Source organism: Curtobacterium sp. PhB128 (genome assembly GCF_004340725.1).
In the GTDB taxonomy this organism is placed as follows: domain Bacteria; phylum Actinomycetota; class Actinomycetes; order Actinomycetales; family Microbacteriaceae; genus Curtobacterium.
In genome coordinates this window covers 1-15,269 of the sequence record NZ_SLUR01000002.1, presented here as the reverse complement: position 1 = coordinate 15,269, position 15,269 = coordinate 1, and the positions used below count along the sequence as shown (strand labels likewise).

Genomic DNA, 15,269 nt, shown 5'->3' with positions numbered 1-15,269 from the left:
CGACGGTAGGGCGGTCAGTGGGGCCGGCGCGAGCTTTCTGAATACAACATGTTCACTCGGCGACGACGCTCAGGACGTTGCCCGACGGGTCGGTGAACCAGGCGATGAGCGGCCCGCCCTTGCGGTTCACGCCCTTCTCGTCGGTCATCCCCTCGTACTGCAGGAACGTGATGCCCTTCGCGGTGAGCTCGTCCACCGCGGCGTCGACGTCCGGCACGGGGAAGTTCAGCACCGTGAAGGCCGCGGGTTCGTGCGCAGGGCCCTTCGGGTAGACGAGGACACCGTGGCCGTCGCCGAGCTGCAGGAAGAGCATGCCGTGGTCCTCGGAGACCTCGACCCCCAGGACGTCCTGGTAGAACTCCTTCGCCTCCGGGACGTCCCGTACCGAGAACCCGCTGAACGCCTTCGTCGCATCGACCATGCCGCCAGTGAACCACCCCGGTCCGGTGTCGGCGCGCTCTGCCAGGATGGGGCCGTGAGCCACCCGGACAGCAGCGTCGACGACGCCGTCGAGCGTGCGGTCGAGCTGGCCTCGGCGGGTCCCCGGGCAGTGCTCGGCATCGCGGGTGCTCCCGGTGCCGGCAAGTCGACCCTGGCCCGCCGCGTGGTCGCCGCCGTCGACGAGCGACTCGGGGCCGGCACGGCGGTGCAGGTGCCGATGGACGGCTTCCACCTGTCGAACGCGGCGCTCGACGCCCTCGGCCGGCACGACCGCAAGGGCGCCGTCGACACGTTCGACGCCGACGGCTACGTCGCCCTGGTCCGACGACTCGTCGCTGCCGACACCACCGTGTGGGCGCCGGACTTCGACCGCCGCATCGACGAGCCCGTCGCCGGCAGCATCGCCGTCCCGCCGACCGCCCGGCTCGTGGTCTCCGAGGGGAACTACCTGCTCGACGATGCCGAACCGTGGGCAGCGCTCGGCGACCTGTTCACCGATACCTGGTTCTGCGCCGTCGACGACGGGGTCCGGGTCGACCGCCTGGTCGGTCGGCACATGCGTCACGGACGCGACCACGACGCCGCGCGCGCATGGGCGGTGGAGGTCGACGGCGTGAACGCGGCGAGGGTCGCGCCCACGGTGATCCGTGCCTCCAGGACGGTGCGGACGTGACCATCAGAACGACGCGACACCGATCGAAGGAGCGACCATGACCATCGCCATCACCGGAGCGACCGGCAACATCGGGGGCGCCGTCGCACGCGCGCTCGCCGCGGACGGCGTGCCGTTCCGGATGATCGTGCGCGACGCAGCGCGCGCGCCGGAGCTGCCCGGCGCCGAGGTCACGGTCGCGACGTTCGCCGACGCCGACGCCAGCCGGGCGGCGCTCGAGGGGGTCGACGTGCTCCTGATGGTGTCGGCGGCCGAGGCCGAGGACCGGCTCGACCAGCACCGCACCTTCGTCGCAGCAGCTGCCGGGGCCGGTGTGCGGCACGTCGTCTACACGTCGTTCCTCGGCGCGGCCGAGGACGCGACCTTCACCCTCGGGCGCGACCACTGGGCGACCGAGCAGGCGATCCGCGCGACCGACACGGCGTACACGTTCCTGCGGGACAGCTTCTACCTGGACTTCGTCGAGGACCTGGTCGGCGAGGACGGCGTGATCCGCGGGCCGGCAGGCGACGGCGCCATGGCGGCGGTCGCCCGTGCGGACGTCGCACGGGTCGCGACGGCCGTGCTGCGGGACCCGGGTGCGCACGTGGACCGCACGTACGAGCTGACCGGGCCGGCGGCGTTCACGCTCGCCGAAGCCGCCGCGGTGGTGACCGAGGTGCGTGGCCGCACGGTGACGTACCACCCGGAAACGTTGGACGAGGCGTACGCGTCTCGTGCGCAGTGGAACCCCGAGCCGTGGCAGGCCGATGCGTGGGTGAGCACCTACACGGCCATCGCCGAGGGGGCTCTCGCGCACGTGTCCGGCGACGTCGAGCGGATCACGGGGCGGCGCCCGATGTCGCTGCGCGAGGTGCTCGCCGCGCGGTAGTGGGCGCGGGCGGGGCGCGGGCGGGACTTCGTGAGCAGAAATGGTCGGGTCAGGTGCGGCGACCCGACCATTTCTGCTCACGAAGCGCAGCGCAGCGCAGCGGGCGAACAAGCAGCGCCGCTCAGGACACGCGGCGCGCGGCGAGCGTGCCGACGACCCCGAGCGTCAGCACCGACACGAGCACGACGAGCAGTGGTGCCGTCCAGTCCCCGGTCGCACCGTGCAGCGCGCCGGCGACGAGCGGCCCGGCCGAGCCGATCAGGTACCCGCCGCCCTGCACGAACGCGGACATCCGACGGGCATCGGCGTCGCTCGACACGATCCGCACGATCACGATGAAGATCACGGTGATGCCGCCGCCCTGGGCCGCGCCGCCGAGCACCGACCACAGCAACCAGAGCTGCGGGGCGAACAGCAGCCCGAGGGGCATCGCCAGCCACAGGAACGCGACGAGCGCGATGATCGCCCGCGGCCGCCACTTCGCCGCGAGCAGCGGGACCCCGAGCGCACCGACCACGGCCAGGATCTGGAACACCGACGAGCTCGCCCCGGACGACGCCTTCGAGAACCCGATCTCGTCGTGCAGCAGGGTCGGGATCCAGGCGGTCAGGGCGTAGTACGAGAACGCCTGGCCACCGAAGGCCAGCGTGAGCCCCCACGTGATGAGTCGTCGTGCGGGACGGACCGGCTCGGCGGCGGTGGCAGCAGCGGCCGCCGCGGCCCGGTCGGCGCGGATCGTCCGGATCGCCCCGGTGTCGAGCACCTGGTCGATCGGACCGGTGATCGGCAGGGGCTCGTCGTCGTCGGAGCGCACGGGGCGGCGCCACGCGGCCCGGGCACCCACTGCGTACGTCCAGGCGAACCCGGCGATGACCGCGAAGACCGCCCACACGGCGATCGCGACGGGCCAACCCCACAGCGCCGCCAGGGGAGCGGTCGCGAGTGAGGTGATCATCGACCCGACGTTGAGCGCCGACGTGTAGACGCCGGTGACCAGGCCGACACGCTCCGGCGAGGTGTCCCGCCGGATGACGACGGGAATCACCACGTTGCCGATCGTGATGCCGATGCCGATCACCGCGGTGCCGATGAGCAGTGCGGCGGACGACGGCATCGAGCGCACCACGGTGCCGGCGAGCACGATGACGAGCGACAGGGACACCGCACGCTCGGGGTCGGCCTTCGCGATGACCCAGCTGGCGAACGGCGTCGCCAGGGCGAAGCAGAGCACGGGGATCGTCGTCAGCAGCCCGGCGATCGTGGACGTCAGGCCGAGGTCGAGCCGGACGTCGCCGATGACCGGGGCCGTCGCGACGATCGGCCCGCGGAAGTTCAGTGCGATGAGGACGATGGCGGCGGGCAGTACCCACGCGGCGGCACGCAGCCCCTGCCGCGTCGCGCCGGTCCGGCCGTGCCCGCTCGTCGCGTCGGTCCCGCCGGTCGCGTCGGTCGCGTCGGTCGCGCCGGTCGCGTCGGTCCCGCCCGTCACGGCAGCAGGATCGGGAGCAGGTCCAGCGGGGTGGCGGCCGTGGCGATGGTGCCCTCGGCCTCGGCGGGGGAGCCGTACCCCCACTCGGCGAAGACCACCGGGACACCGTGCACCGTGGCGCCCTCGACGTCGTGCACCCGGTCACCGATGAGCACCGGGCGGCTGATGTCGAACCCGCGGGCGTCGAGGCGGCGCAGGGCTTCCTCGACGACGTCGGCCTTGCTCGACCGGACCTCGTCGTCGCTGGCGCCCGTGATGATGTCGATGTCCCCGGTGAGCCCGTAGTGCTCGAGGATGTACGTCGCCGGCGTCTCGGGCTTGCTCGTCGCGGTCGAGATCGGCAGCCCCGCGTCGTGCAGCGTGCGGAGCACGACGTCGATGCCGGGGAACATCGTCGAGTCGAGGGCCCCGTGCGAGAAGTAGTGCTCGCGGTACACGGCGAGGGTGTGCTCCGCCTGCGCCTCGTCCATGCCCATCGCGACCCGGAACGTGTCCATGATCGGCGGGCCGACGAACGACATCAGGGTGTCGTGGTCGGGCACCGGGACGCCCACGGTGCGGAAGGTGTGCGTCAGGCTCTCGAGGATGCCCGGCGCGGAGTCGCTGATGGTGCCGTCGAGGTCGAACAGGATGGCGGAGAACGGGCTGGTCATGTCCTGCCCACCCTACCGGCGGCGGTCGACGGGACCACCCTGGTGCCGCGCGCGACGGGGCGGACGTGCACCGGGCCTCCCGGTCGGGCGGCGGCCGTCGGGCGGAACCAGGTTCCGGACACAGCACCACGCGATTCCGCGGTTCCGTGTCCGGAACCTGGTTCCGGCGGGAGACCCACCAACGCGACCGCGCTCAGAACAGGCGGGTGTGCCCGCCCTCGATGCCGCGCATCGCGTCGTAGTCGAGCACGAGGACGCGGATGCCGCGGTCCTCGGCGAGGGTGCGCGCCTGCGGCGCCACCGTCTGCGCCGCCAGCACGCCCTGCACCGGCCGCAGGTGCGGATCGCGGTTCATGAGCTCGAGGTATCGCGTGAGCTGCTCGACCGCGTCGATGTTGGCGTTGCGCTTCATCTCGACCGCGACGCTCGCTCCGGCGTCGTCGCGCGCGAGGATGTCGACCGGCCCGATGGCGGTCATGTACTCGCGGCGGACCAGCGTGTGGCCGTCGCCGAGCAGTTCGATCTGCTCCGCGAGGAGCTGCTGCAGGTGCGCCTCGACCCCGTCCTTCACCAGGCCCGGGTCGACGCCGAGGTCGTGGGTCTGGTCCGCGATGACCTCGTGGATGGACACGATCAGGCGGTCCTGGGTCTTCTTCTGCGTCACCGTCCAGACCTCGGTGATGCCACCGACGGTCTGCTCCTCGTCCGGCTCGCTCATCTCGATCGAGCACGGCGGGCTCATCCAGTTCAGCGGCTTGTAGCTGCCACCGTCGGAGTGCACGAGCAGTGAGCCGTCCGCCTTGAGCATGAGCAGACGGGTCGCGAGCGGCAGGTGGGCGGAGAGCCGGCCCGCGTAGTCGACGGAGCACCGGGCGATGACGAGACGCACCCGGGAAGCCTAACGGGCGTCGCGTCCCGACCCGGACGGCGCGCTCGTCGCGTCAGCAGTGCTGGTTGCGTCGGCAGCGTTCGTCGTGTTGGCAGCGCTCGTCGCGTTGTCGGCGTTGTCGACACTGTCGGCCGGGAGGCGCGGCTCGCCCCCGCCGTGTCCGTCGCCGCCCCCACGGGTCGGCCTGGCGGCGGCGCCGGTCTCACGGGCGGCACCCGACGCGAGTCCCGCCGCGATGATGAACACGAAGACGACCAGGAGCGCACCGAGCAGTCCGACGTGCTCGCCGAGGAACCCGATGAGCGGAGGACCGGCCAGGAACGCCACGTACCCGATGGTCGCGACGGCGCTGACCTTGGCGGCGGCCGTGCGGGGGTCGTCGGCAGCGGCCGACATGCCCATCGGGAAGCCGAGGCTGGCACCGAGGCCCCAGAGCACGACGCCCACGATCGCGAGCGGCACGTTGTCGATGAAGATGAGCATGCCGAGGCCGACCACCGCGACGGCGGCGCTGATGCGCAGGATCGGGACGCGCCCGAACTTGTCGATGAGGGGGCTGCCGGCGACGCGACCGACGGTCATCGCCGCGAGGAACACGGTGAGCACGCCGGCACCGGCGGCGTTGTCGAGCCCGTGGCCGTCGATCATCGCGAGCGGCAGCCAGTCGTTCGCGGATCCCTCGGCCAGGGCCATGCCGAGCACGATCACGCCGATCAGGATCGTGGACGGCTGTGCCCAGACCTGCATGCGGGTGAGCGGCGTCGCGACCGGGCTGGTGTCGGTGGAGACCTGCTCGGCGAAGCGGTGCTCGTCCTGGAACTTCGTGACGGCGACGAGCATCGCGGCGCTCGTGATGACGACCAGCACGATGAAGTGCACGGAGACGGGGATCTCGAGCCGCTCGGCCAGGGCACCGAGCCCGGCGCCCGCCAGCGTGCCGAGGCTGAACGCGGCGTGGAACAGGGGCATGATCGTGCGCCCACCGGCCTTCTCGGCTGCGGCGCCCGAGACGTTCATCGACACGTCGCACAGGCCGTTGCCGAACCCGAAGGCGATCAGGGCGATCCAGATGGCGGCGAAGCCCCACCCGAGCGTGACCGCGATGCCGGCGAAGACCATGCCGAGTGCCAGACAGGCGGCGGCGATCTGGATCCCGCGGCGTGCGCCGAGCTTGGCGACGATGTGGCCGGCGAAGGTCAGGCCGCCGATCGAACCGACGGCCATGCCGAGCACGAGCAGCCCCATCTCGAACGTGCTCGCGCCCAATGAGTCGCGGACGCTCGGGATCCGGCCGAGCCACGTCGCGATGTCGAGCCCGGACAGGGTGAACACCACGAACACCGCGATGATCCAGGCCCTGGTGGTCGGAACGGTGCGGGTGGACGGCGTCGTCATGGTGGTCCCATCGTGCTTCGTTGCTGGTGGTCGTGGTGCGGGTCGCGCTGCGCGTTTTGTTCGGTGTCGGTCGTTATCGAATCGATTCGACCGCTTGTTCCCGCTACGCTAACCGGCGATGGACGAACCGGCAACAGCACTCGGCGCGTCGCCTTCCCGCGGCGGAGGCACCCGTCCGTCGCGCCCGACGCTGGCCGCGGTCGCCCGTGCCGCCGGTGTCGCGCCGTCGACGGCCTCGCTCGCGTTCAGCGGCAGCGGCCCGGTGTCCGAGGACGCCAAGGCCCGAGTCCTCGCCGCCGCTGCCGAGCTCGGCTACGGCGGCCCCGACCCCCGTGCGCGTTCGCTCCGCCGAGGCCGTTCCGGCGTCATCGGCGTCGTGATGGACGAACGCTTGAGCGATGCCTTCCGGGACCCCGTCAACGTCCTGACGCTCGACGGCATCGCCGAGGTCGCCGGGGCTGCGGGCGCTTCGCTCTTGCTGGTCCGGAGTCCGCTCGATGACGAACAGGGGGCCGGCCCACTCGTCGATGCCCCGATGGACGCCGTCGTGCTCGTCGGGTGCAACGTCCGGATCGACCCGGCCGTGGCGGTGCTGCGGCGCCGGCAGATCCCCGTCGTCGCGATCGAGGCGGACGAGATCGAGGGTGCCGTGCCCGTCCAGCTCGACAACCGGGATGCCTCGCGCCGTGCTGCTGCGTACCTGCAGGACCTCGGGCACACTGCGGTCACGGTGGTGACGCTGCCGCTCGACGCTGCTCGTCGGCGGGGGCCGATCGACGACGACCGGTTCGCCTCGGGCATCGCGTTCACGACGCTCGAACGGCTCCGGGGCGTGCGCGAGGTCTACCCCTCCGTCGTGGCGGTCGAGACGGCGGGGAGCTCGGTGGAAGAAGGACGCCTGGCCGGCGTGGAGCTCTTCGCTGCCGATGGCCCTCGCCCCACCGCCGTCATCGCCCAGAGCGACCTGATCGCCGTCGGGGTGATCTCGGCTGCCCTCGACGCCGGGCTGCGGGTGCCCGAGGACGTCAGTGTCGTCGGGTTCGACGGCATCACGGTGGACGACAGCCTGTTGCACCGGACCCCGATCCGGCACCTGACCACGCTCGTGCAGCCGTTCGTGCAGAAGGGCCAGGCTGCCGCTCGTGCTGCGCTGGCGATGCTCGAGGGGGCGGAGCCGCAGCCGGCGTCGTTCGTCTCGGAGTTGCGCGTGGGGGACACGACGGGGCCGCCGCCGGCTGTGCGCTGATCCCACCCGTCCGGATTCCGCCACACCCCTACGAGTCGGTCAGCGCGACCTCGCGACGGTCACCGCGACCGGGCGGGAAGTACGACGTCATCGACGACCTCGACGATGTCGTCGCGGGACAGCGGGCCAGTGGTGAGGTGACGGGCGAGCACGAGTGCGGCGCCAGCGCTGACGCGTGATGGGCTGACAGCGCTCGAGGGGATCTCGCCACGGGCCGCGGCGCGTCCGAATGCTTCGGTCACGAGGCGTTGGCGCGGCTCGATGAGCAGTGCGACGATGCGCTGCCACATCTCGGGTCGTCGCTCTCGCTCCAGGAGAAGTGGTGCGAGGACCCGTCCGACGGGGGTGGTGAGCCCGTCCGCGAGATCGGACAGGAACGCGATGAGTTCGTCGCGGAGGTCACCGACCGGCTGGAGTCGGGTCCCCCCGGGGTGATCGCTCCGCTCCGCGGTGTCTTCGGTCCAGGCGAGGGCAGCGAGGACGAGCTGCTCCGGATCGGTCCAGCGCCGGTAGAGCGAGGCCTTGCCCGCACCGGCTGCCGCGGCGACGTTCTCGAAGGTGAGGCCCGCCATGCCGTGGTCAGCCAGCTGTTCGAGTGTGGCGGCGAAGATCGCGTGCTCGAGGTCAGCACCGCGCCGCCGGACGGGAGCGTTCACGAGATGAGTGTCCCACCGACCCACACAGCGCCCGGCTGAGCGAGGACGGCTGGGTCGACGAGGGGATCGCCGGTCGTGAGCAGGAGGTCCGCACGCAGCCCCACTTCCACACGCCCGCGGTCGTGCAGACCGAATGCCGCCGCTGCCCCGTCCGTGGCAGCGGTCAGTACCGCGCCGTTCGTCATCCCGGTGTCCCGCAAGAGGAGCATCTCCTCGTGGAGGGCCTCGCCGTGGCGAACCGGCGCGAACGGGGTCTCGTTCGCGTCCGTGCCGGCGACGACTGGCACACCGGCGGTGTGCATCCGGCGCACACTCTCGACGGCGTTCTCGAATGCGGCGTCGGCACGGTCCCCGAGCCGCGCGCGGGCCATCGCGCGCATCATGACGAGGGTCGGTGACGCGATGGTGCCCTGGTCGACCATCCGACGGACGGTCTCGCCCGGCAGCGGCCGGTCGAGCGGTGCGTGCGTGAGGATGTCGACCCCGGCGTCGAGCCCGCGGACGAACGACGCGGCGGTCACGACGTGGGCCACGGTCCGGAGCCCCCGGCTGCGAGCACCGTCGACCAGGGCCGTGATCGTTGCGACGACGAGCGCGGGGACGTCGGTGGCGTCGGGGTCCTCGATGATGATCTTCACCAGGTCCGACCCGTTCGCGGCCCGCCAGTCCAGGTACCGCTCGGCATCGGCTGCGCTGCTCACGCCGCTCGCGTCCGGGAAGCCCATCCGAGCGATCTGGGTGCTGCCCGGTGCCGAGGCGGCCGAGCCCGCGCTGAGGAGCCCCGGGGCCCCTGGTGCTCGTCGCTGCTCGTCGACGAGGGAGTCCGGGTGTGTCCCGAGGTCGACCATCGTCGTGACGCCGGCTCGGACTGCGGACGACAGCGCCGCCGGGGAGCCCAGGTGGACGTGCGTGTCGATCAGGCCCGGAACGAGGAACTGCCCCGTTCCGTCGACGACCGGACCGCCGGCTGGAGCGACGGTCCCCGCGGGACGGACCGTGCTGATGTGCTCGTCGAACTCGACGTCGACAGCCTCGGTTGTGGTCACCCCGCCGGAGCTGGTGCGGACGTTGCGAATGGTCGTGGTCATGCGGTCTACGATACAGAATCGTTCACTACACGCAACGAGGAGCCATCGATGTCCGAACTGATCGACGTCCACGCACACTTCGTCACCGCGGACTACGTCGCAGCGGCCCGAGCAGCCGGGTACGAACAGCCGGACGGCATGCCCGCCTGGCCGAGCTGGTCGCTCGCCGGCCAGCTCGGTGACATGGACCGCCGCGGGATCGCCCGAGCGGTCCTGTCCGTCTCGTCGCCCGGAGTGCACTTCGGGGACGACGACCGAGCCGCGGAGCTCGCGCGGACGCTCAACGACGAAGCCGCCGCGATCGCGGCCGCGCACCCGGACCGGTTCTCGTACTTCGCGTCCCTCCCGGTGCCGGATGTCGACAGTGCGGTCCTGGAGGCCCGGCGCACGTTGCAGGGACCGGGTGCGGTCGGCGTCGTCCTCGAGTCCAATGCGCACGGCCAGTACCTGGGAGATCCCGCGTTGGAGCCGCTCTGGGCCGAGCTCGACGCCCGCGGCGCGGCCGTCTTCGTTCACCCGACCTCGCCCGTCGGGTGGGAGCACACCGCCCTCGGGCGTCCTCGCCCGATGCTGGAGTTCATGTTCGACAGCACCAGGAGCATCGTCGACCTGGTGTTCGCCGGCGTCCTCGACCGGTACCCGGACGTGCGCGTCATCGTGCCGCACTCGGGCGCGACCCTGCCGGTCCTCTCTGACCGGATCGCCCTGTTCCAGCAGTTGTTCGGCGCCACCGCCGGCACGATGCCCTGGAAGGACGCGATGCGGCGGCTCTGGTTCGACACGGCAGGCACGCCGTTCCCGCTGGACGTGCCAGTACTCGCCGAGGTCGCCGGGACGGACCGGCTGCTCTACGCAGCGACTCGTGCTGGACGCCGACGCAGGGCGTGGACGCGCAGATCGCCGCGCTCGACGATGCCGAGCCGCCGCACGACGCGACGAGTTGGCGGGAACTCACGACCCGGAACGCTCGGCGTCTGCTCGACTGACTCCGGCGAGGACGCTCTGGATCGCGGGTCCGGCGATCGCGACGACGGTGTCGTGGTCGGCTGCGAGCACGGCAGGGACCCCGAAGACCTGCCGGCTCGTGATGATCCCGACGAGCATGGCCGCGGCGAGCCCGGCCCGGAGCGTACGGTCCTCGTGATCGGCGCCGGAGGCTCCGTGCACGAGGCGGGCCTGGATGAAGTCCCGCAGCTGCGCCGTCGCGTCCTCGTTGACCATCGCACCTCGCAGCATCGCCATCAGCGGTTCCGACTCCTCCGGGGCGCCTTCCCAGGCCTGCAGGAACGCCCGGACGACACGCTCGCCGAGATGCTCGTCCGGACCCTCGAAGGCCGTGTCGAAGCGCCGGAGCGCGGACGGGGAAACGGCCATCACCGCTGCGAACAGGTCGGCCTTCGACCCGAAGAACTGCATCACCTGCGAAGGGTCGACGCCGGCGTCCGCCGCCACGGCCCGGATCGTCGTGCCGGCGAATCCGTCGCTGGCGAACCGCGCACTCGCCGCCGCGAGGACCGTCGTGCGGGTGCTGGCCGCCCCGGGACGGCGACCCACGCGGGAGGTCGTCGCTGCTTCCGTCGTTCCGTCCATGCCCGCAATCTACTCCGCTGACGGGTTTCTCAACACACGTTGAGTTCTTGCCGGATCGGACGTACGCTCGCCTCGACGACGAGCCCACGGAGGACTCCCGCAGGAAGGAGAACACGATGACCGACCAGAGGATGACCGTCCCCTCCACCCCGCTGCCCGCGCCGCGCACGGGTGTGCTCACCCCCTTCGAGCCCGGCACCCGAACCCTCGAGGCCGGGTTCCGGATCGCGCCGCAGTTCAAGCCGCTGCCCGTCGACACGGTGTTCGACAAGGACGTCGCGATGCAGCTGCGCGACGGCACGACCATCCACGTCGACGTGTTCCGCCCGGTCGGTACCGAGCCGGTGCCGGTGATCGTGGCATGGAGCCCGTACGGCAAGGCGCAGGGCACGTCGCTCAGCGTGATGGGGGTGTTCGGGCTCGTCGGGCTGCCGAACAGCACGGTGTCCGGACTCGAGAAGTTCGAGGCACCGGACCCGGCGTACTGGGTCGAGCACGGCTACGCGATCTGCAACGTCGACATCCGCGGCGTGGTCGACTCCGAGGGCGACAGCGTGCTCTGGGACCGGCAGGAGGGCCGCGACGCGTACGACGTCATCGAGTGGCTGGCCGAGCAAGAGTGGTGCGACGGCAAGGTCGGCATGAGCGGCACGAGCTACCTCGCCGTGTCGCAGTGGTTCACCGCCGCCGAGCAGCCCCCGCACCTCGTCGCGATCAACCCGTGGGAGGGCGTCAGCGACGTCTACCGCGACCTCGTGAAGCGCGGCGGCATGCCCGACACCGGGTTCGCGCAGCAGCTGCAGGACGGCAGCTTCTTCGGGAAGGGCCAGAAGGAGGACATCCTCGCCGAGGTCGACGCCCACCCGCTGATGACCGACCTGTGGGAGCAGAAGATCCCTGACTTCTCGCAGATCGAGGTGCCGGCGTACGTCGTCGCGAGCTACTCGAACACCCTGCACACCGCCGGGACCTTCCGCGCCTGGCGTCGGATCGCCAGCGACGAGAAGTGGCTCCGGATCCACAACACCCAGGAGTGGCCGGACTACTACGACCCGGCGAACGTCGAGGACCTCCGCCGGTTCTTCGACCACTTCCTCAAGGGCGCCGACAACGGGTGGGAGACCACTCCGACCGTCCGGTACTCGGTCCTCGACCTGCAGGGCGGAGACGAGGTCGCCGTGCCGGCTGAGTCGTTCCCGCCGCAGGACGCCGCTTCGACGAAGTACTTCCTCGACGCCCGGACGCGAACACTGACCACGGCCGCGCCCGAGGCACCTGCAGAAGCGTCCTACGCCGTCGACGCGAACCCGGACGCCGTCTCGTTCCTGACCCGCTTCGACGAGGAGACCGTCCTGGTCGGGTACCCGAAGGCGCACCTGTTCGTCGAGGCCCGGGGCGCCGACGACATGGACCTGTTCGTCCTCGTCCAGAAGCTCGACCGCTGGGGAACGCCGCTGCAGGCGTTCACCGTGCCGAACCAGTCGGCGATGGCGCACGACCTCACCGACCACGGCGCGACGATCCTGCGTTACAAGGGCTCCGACGGACGCCTCCGCGTGTCCGCCCGGCACCTCGACGAGGCGCTGTCGACCGACGACGTCCCCGCGCACTCGTTCGACCGCGTCGAGAAGCTCGCTGCCGGGCAGGTCGCCGAGATCGAGATCGACCTGTTCCCGGTCGGCCTGCGCTTCCACGCGGGCGAGCAGCTGCGGTTCATCGTGAGCTCCCGCAACCTGCTCGGCACGCTCATGCCGGCGATCCGCGAGTACGTCGGCGCGAACACCGGGCGGCACGTCGTGCACACCGGCGGCGACCAGGCCTCGTACCTCCAGCTCCCCGTCCGGGCCGCACGGTGACCGGCGCGACCGTCCGCCTGGCCGGCGAGGACACCGACTCGACCATCGACGGGTTCGAGCTGTTCTCCGCCCGCCGGGCGCTCGCGCTCCTGAAACGGAAGCTCGGCCGGGTCCAGCTGCTCGAGCTGCTCGAGGACGAGATCGCTGCGGGTGACGCGTTCCTCCGCGCCCACCTCGGACGCTCCGGCGGCGAGCAGGCAACCGGCACGACCACGCTCCGTGCACGGGGCATCAGTGCCGCGCAGTTCGGTGCGTGGCTCGGCGCCGCGTTCGCCCGCGAGGACGTCATGCTCGCCGGACACCCGGAGCACTACGGGATCCACGCCGAGCCGGGGCGCAACGTGAACATCGTCGAGACCCTCGACGAGTACGTCTGCTCGTTCTTCATGCGCCCCTGGGACGACAGTGCCGTCGTCGAGCAGGAGCTGCCCGCCGCAGAAGCGACTGCCGGTCGCCGGTCGCACATGCTGTTGGCGGACGGGACGGTGATCGGCTCGATCGCGAACTCCTTCGACGAGGAGCAGGACGGCTTCACCGCACGTCTGTCCGTCACCTTGCCGGCGACCTGCGCCCCGGCGGTGATCGAGCAGCACCTCGAGCACTTCGCCGTCGAGTTCCGCACCTGGATCCGCCGAGCCGCCAACGAGCGGTGACCACTCGAAGGCCGGCGATCCGCACGAGACGTTGGCTCAGGGCAGCGTTCGCTCCCACGTCGACGTCGGCCGCTCCGCGCGCGACCGTGAGCTGCGAGTCCTACTGCCAGGTGGCGGTGTCGGGGTCGATGCCGCGGGCGCGTGCGCCGGCGTCGATGATGCGACGCAACCATGAGGCGAGCCCGGCTCGGATGCCGTCGTAGTGTGCGGCGTACCCCGGATCGGCTTCGTGCATGCGGCCGAGGACGACCTGCATCTGCCGGGTGATCGGGAAGTAGGCGGAGAACACCTCGCGGTGCTGTTCAACGAGAGCGTCCGCGGCCGGGCTGCCGGGTTCGACACCAGCATCCATGGCGTCGGCAAGGGCCTGATCAAGCGCCGCAGACGCATCGGCGACGGCCTGCCAGTCGTCCACGGTGCGTGACGCCGAGCGTTCGGCGTAGTGCCGCCACTCCGGCGTATCGCCGTAGAGTTGCCGCGCCTCAGCCGGCCACTGCGGATTCCATCCAGGCCCGAACGTCGCGGTCTGCTCCTCATTGGTCATGAGCAGCCCGTGCTCGTGGGCGTCGGCCATCCGGGCCAGGTCATCGCCCAGCGCGCTGAGATGCTCGATCCGCGCCGCAAGCTGGGACTGCTGGGCGCGCAGCGCAATGACAACGGCCGCACTCGGATCGTCGAGAACGTTCCGAATGGCTTCCAGGTCGAGCCCCAGCTCGCGGTAGACGACGATGCGCCGCAGCCGCTCGAGGTCGTCTTCGGCATAGAGCCGGTACCCGGCAGCTGACCGTGACGACGGCCTCGCAAGGGCGATCTCGTCCCAGTGATGCAACGTCCGGACCGTCACGCCTAGGCGCGCCGCGGCCTGACCAACAGTCAGGTCCACGGCGTCGCTGTCATCAGGCATGCGCTCCATTCTTCTCGCCGTCGGCGTCAGGTGCGGTGATGCCGATCGCTTCGAGGTTCTTGGCGGTCTGGCTGGTCGGCTCGAAGGGTTTCGCGGCAGTGAAGACGACTCGCACCTTCTCCGGCGTGATCACCTCGACATCGCGGGTGCCCCAGGGCGTGTCCCGCGGCTCGCTCACCACGCCCGCGTCGTGGGCTCGGCACGCGGTGACGAGGGTGTCGATCTGGTTCAGGACGCACGCGAAGCTGAAGCTCACCGCCGGCGCCTGATCCGGAGCGGACGCGGTTGGGACCAGCAGGACGTCCTGAAAGGCCCACCGGCGCAGGTGCACGAGCTGGCCCGGCACGCTGAACAGGTCGAAGAAGCCCAGGCCGCGGGTCCAGAAGTCGACGGAAGCGGCCAGGTCGGTTGTCGGGATCGTCACGAACGACGGCATCCCGTAGATCCCGTGGAACGGCTCAGGCGCGACCACGTCAGGGCCGGGGGCGGGGACCGGGCTCATCTCAAAGGCGTTGTAGTAGCTGCTCATGGGTCCACGTTCTGCCCTCACGCGGCGTGAGGGTCAAATCGGGGAACTCTGGGACCAACCTGTTGGCCCGGTTCACCGAGTTGGCGGCCCGCGTCCGGAGAACGATCCTCAATCGAGACGGGCTCCGACAAAATACACGACCCTCGAACAGGTTACATTTCCCACAACAAATATTACGATGCGGTAACGGGGTACGGGATCCCCATCCGTTCAGCGGAGGGCGCCGAATAGCTTGCACAGACCGGGAAACACCCGGAGCGCTCACCAGCCGCACATTGCTGGTTCTCCACCCTGCACCAGGGTGTGTTCGGCGCGCACACAGCAGCCGCGCCGAGC

General features: G+C 70.9%; 15 protein-coding genes. 5 read left to right on the top strand and 10 right to left on the bottom strand.

Annotated features, from left to right (window positions below; translation table 11 throughout):
- Positions 1-52: 52 nt before the first annotated feature.
- Positions 53-421: a VOC family protein gene (locus EDF23_RS04110; RefSeq protein WP_131920703.1), complete on the bottom strand. Its 369-nt coding sequence runs from the start codon at positions 419-421 to the stop codon at positions 53-55.
- 54 nt (positions 422-475) lie between these two features.
- Between EDF23_RS04110 and EDF23_RS04105 the strand changes: the two genes are divergently transcribed.
- Complete coding sequence (locus EDF23_RS04105) at positions 476-1,114, top strand: nucleoside/nucleotide kinase family protein (protein WP_131920701.1); 639 nt, start codon at positions 476-478, stop codon at positions 1,112-1,114.
- 37 nt (positions 1,115-1,151) lie between these two features.
- Complete coding sequence (locus EDF23_RS04100; RefSeq protein ID WP_131920699.1) at positions 1,152-1,985, top strand: NAD(P)H-binding protein; 834 nt, start codon at positions 1,152-1,154, stop codon at positions 1,983-1,985.
- A gap of 121 nt (positions 1,986-2,106) precedes the next feature.
- Here EDF23_RS04100 and EDF23_RS04095 read toward each other — a convergent pair whose 3' ends face one another.
- The 4 genes from EDF23_RS04095 to EDF23_RS04080 all read right to left on the bottom strand — a co-directional run bounded on the left by EDF23_RS04095 (position 2,107) and on the right by EDF23_RS04080 (position 6,411).
- On the bottom strand, positions 2,107-3,474 hold the full coding sequence (locus EDF23_RS04095; RefSeq protein ID WP_347812704.1) for an MFS transporter: 1,368 nt from the start codon (positions 3,472-3,474) through the stop codon (positions 2,107-2,109).
- Entirely contained in the window at positions 3,471-4,127 is a 657-nt protein-coding gene (locus tag EDF23_RS04090; RefSeq protein ID WP_123294473.1) for an HAD hydrolase-like protein, read from the bottom strand. The genes EDF23_RS04095 and EDF23_RS04090 overlap by 4 nt, the downstream gene beginning before the upstream one ends.
- A gap of 193 nt (positions 4,128-4,320) precedes the next feature.
- Positions 4,321-5,016 (bottom strand): endonuclease NucS, encoded by a 696-nt coding sequence (gene nucS / locus EDF23_RS04085; RefSeq protein ID WP_111083752.1) that lies wholly within the window; start codon positions 5,014-5,016, stop codon positions 4,321-4,323.
- Positions 5,017-5,025: 9 nt separating this feature from the next.
- The gene (locus EDF23_RS04080) at positions 5,026-6,411 is read right to left on the bottom strand and encodes an MFS transporter (protein WP_243648805.1); all 1,386 of its coding nucleotides are present in this window, start codon (positions 6,409-6,411) and stop codon (positions 5,026-5,028) included.
- Positions 6,412-6,529: 118 nt separating this feature from the next.
- Here EDF23_RS04080 and EDF23_RS04075 point away from each other — a divergent pair, with 118 nt between their 5' ends.
- Positions 6,530-7,657, top strand: coding sequence for a LacI family DNA-binding transcriptional regulator (locus EDF23_RS04075; protein WP_207895438.1), 1,128 nt, complete (start codon positions 6,530-6,532; stop codon positions 7,655-7,657).
- Between the two features lie 59 nt (positions 7,658-7,716).
- On the opposite strand, the gene EDF23_RS04070 is transcribed toward EDF23_RS04075, so the two are convergent.
- The 3 genes from EDF23_RS04070 to EDF23_RS04055 all read right to left on the bottom strand — a co-directional run bounded on the left by EDF23_RS04070 (position 7,717) and on the right by EDF23_RS04055 (position 10,991).
- Positions 7,717-8,313, bottom strand: a complete 597-nt coding sequence (locus EDF23_RS04070; RefSeq protein WP_131920697.1) for a TetR-like C-terminal domain-containing protein — start codon at positions 8,311-8,313, stop codon at positions 7,717-7,719.
- A complete protein-coding gene (locus EDF23_RS04065) occupies positions 8,310-9,401 on the bottom strand; it encodes an amidohydrolase family protein (RefSeq protein ID WP_131920695.1) in 1,092 nt (363 codons plus the stop codon). The genes EDF23_RS04070 and EDF23_RS04065 overlap by 4 nt, the downstream gene beginning before the upstream one ends.
- Before the next feature lie 951 nt (positions 9,402-10,352).
- Positions 10,353-10,991, bottom strand: coding sequence for a TetR family transcriptional regulator (locus EDF23_RS04055; RefSeq protein WP_123671260.1), 639 nt, complete (start codon positions 10,989-10,991; stop codon positions 10,353-10,355).
- 116 nt (positions 10,992-11,107) lie between these two features.
- Here EDF23_RS04055 and EDF23_RS04050 point away from each other — a divergent pair, with 116 nt between their 5' ends.
- Together EDF23_RS04050 and EDF23_RS04045 are read left to right on the top strand one after the other, a co-directional pair.
- Positions 11,108-12,847 carry a CocE/NonD family hydrolase gene (locus EDF23_RS04050; protein WP_123294625.1) on the top strand — a complete coding sequence of 580 codons (1,740 nt, stop codon included), beginning with the start codon at positions 11,108-11,110 and terminating at the stop codon, positions 12,845-12,847.
- A complete protein-coding gene (locus EDF23_RS04045; protein ID WP_123294478.1) occupies positions 12,844-13,500 on the top strand; it encodes a hypothetical protein in 657 nt (218 codons plus the stop codon). Before EDF23_RS04050 ends, EDF23_RS04045 begins: the two co-directional genes overlap by 4 nt.
- 100 nt (positions 13,501-13,600) lie before the next feature.
- Here the strand turns inward: EDF23_RS04045 and EDF23_RS04040 are convergent, their stop codons facing one another.
- Together EDF23_RS04040 and EDF23_RS04035 are read right to left on the bottom strand one after the other, a co-directional pair.
- Positions 13,601-14,404, bottom strand: a complete 804-nt coding sequence (locus EDF23_RS04040) for a MerR family transcriptional regulator (protein WP_207895437.1) — start codon at positions 14,402-14,404, stop codon at positions 13,601-13,603.
- Entirely contained in the window at positions 14,397-14,933 is a 537-nt protein-coding gene (locus EDF23_RS04035) for a VOC family protein (protein ID WP_123294480.1), read from the bottom strand. The genes EDF23_RS04040 and EDF23_RS04035 overlap by 8 nt, the downstream gene beginning before the upstream one ends.
- Between the last annotated feature and the right edge of the window lie 336 nt (positions 14,934-15,269).

What these genes read in the sequence shown, in the direction of transcription:
- EDF23_RS04110 (WP_131920703.1), bottom strand. Translation starts at nt 421, where the DNA reads ATGGTCGATGCGACGAAGGCGTTCAGCGGGTTCTCGGTACGGGACGTC.
- EDF23_RS04100 (WP_131920699.1), top strand. Translation starts at nt 1,152, where the DNA reads ATGACCATCGCCATCACCGGAGCGACCGGCAACATCGGGGGCGCCGTC.
- EDF23_RS04090 (WP_123294473.1), bottom strand. Translation starts at nt 4,127, where the DNA reads ATGACCAGCCCGTTCTCCGCCATCCTGTTCGACCTCGACGGCACCATC.
- EDF23_RS04080 (WP_243648805.1), bottom strand. Translation starts at nt 6,411, where the DNA reads ATGACGACGCCGTCCACCCGCACCGTTCCGACCACCAGGGCCTGGATC.
- EDF23_RS04075 (WP_207895438.1), top strand. Translation starts at nt 6,530, where the DNA reads ATGGACGAACCGGCAACAGCACTCGGCGCGTCGCCTTCCCGCGGCGGA.
- EDF23_RS04065 (WP_131920695.1), bottom strand. Translation starts at nt 9,401, where the DNA reads ATGACCACGACCATTCGCAACGTCCGCACCAGCTCCGGCGGGGTGACC.
- EDF23_RS04055 (WP_123671260.1), bottom strand. Translation starts at nt 10,991, where the DNA reads ATGGACGGAACGACGGAAGCAGCGACGACCTCCCGCGTGGGTCGCCGT.
- EDF23_RS04050 (WP_123294625.1), top strand. Translation starts at nt 11,108, where the DNA reads ATGACCGACCAGAGGATGACCGTCCCCTCCACCCCGCTGCCCGCGCCG.
- EDF23_RS04040 (WP_207895437.1), bottom strand. Translation starts at nt 14,404, where the DNA reads ATGCCTGATGACAGCGACGCCGTGGACCTGACTGTTGGTCAGGCCGCG.
- EDF23_RS04035 (WP_123294480.1), bottom strand. Translation starts at nt 14,933, where the DNA reads ATGAGCAGCTACTACAACGCCTTTGAGATGAGCCCGGTCCCCGCCCCC.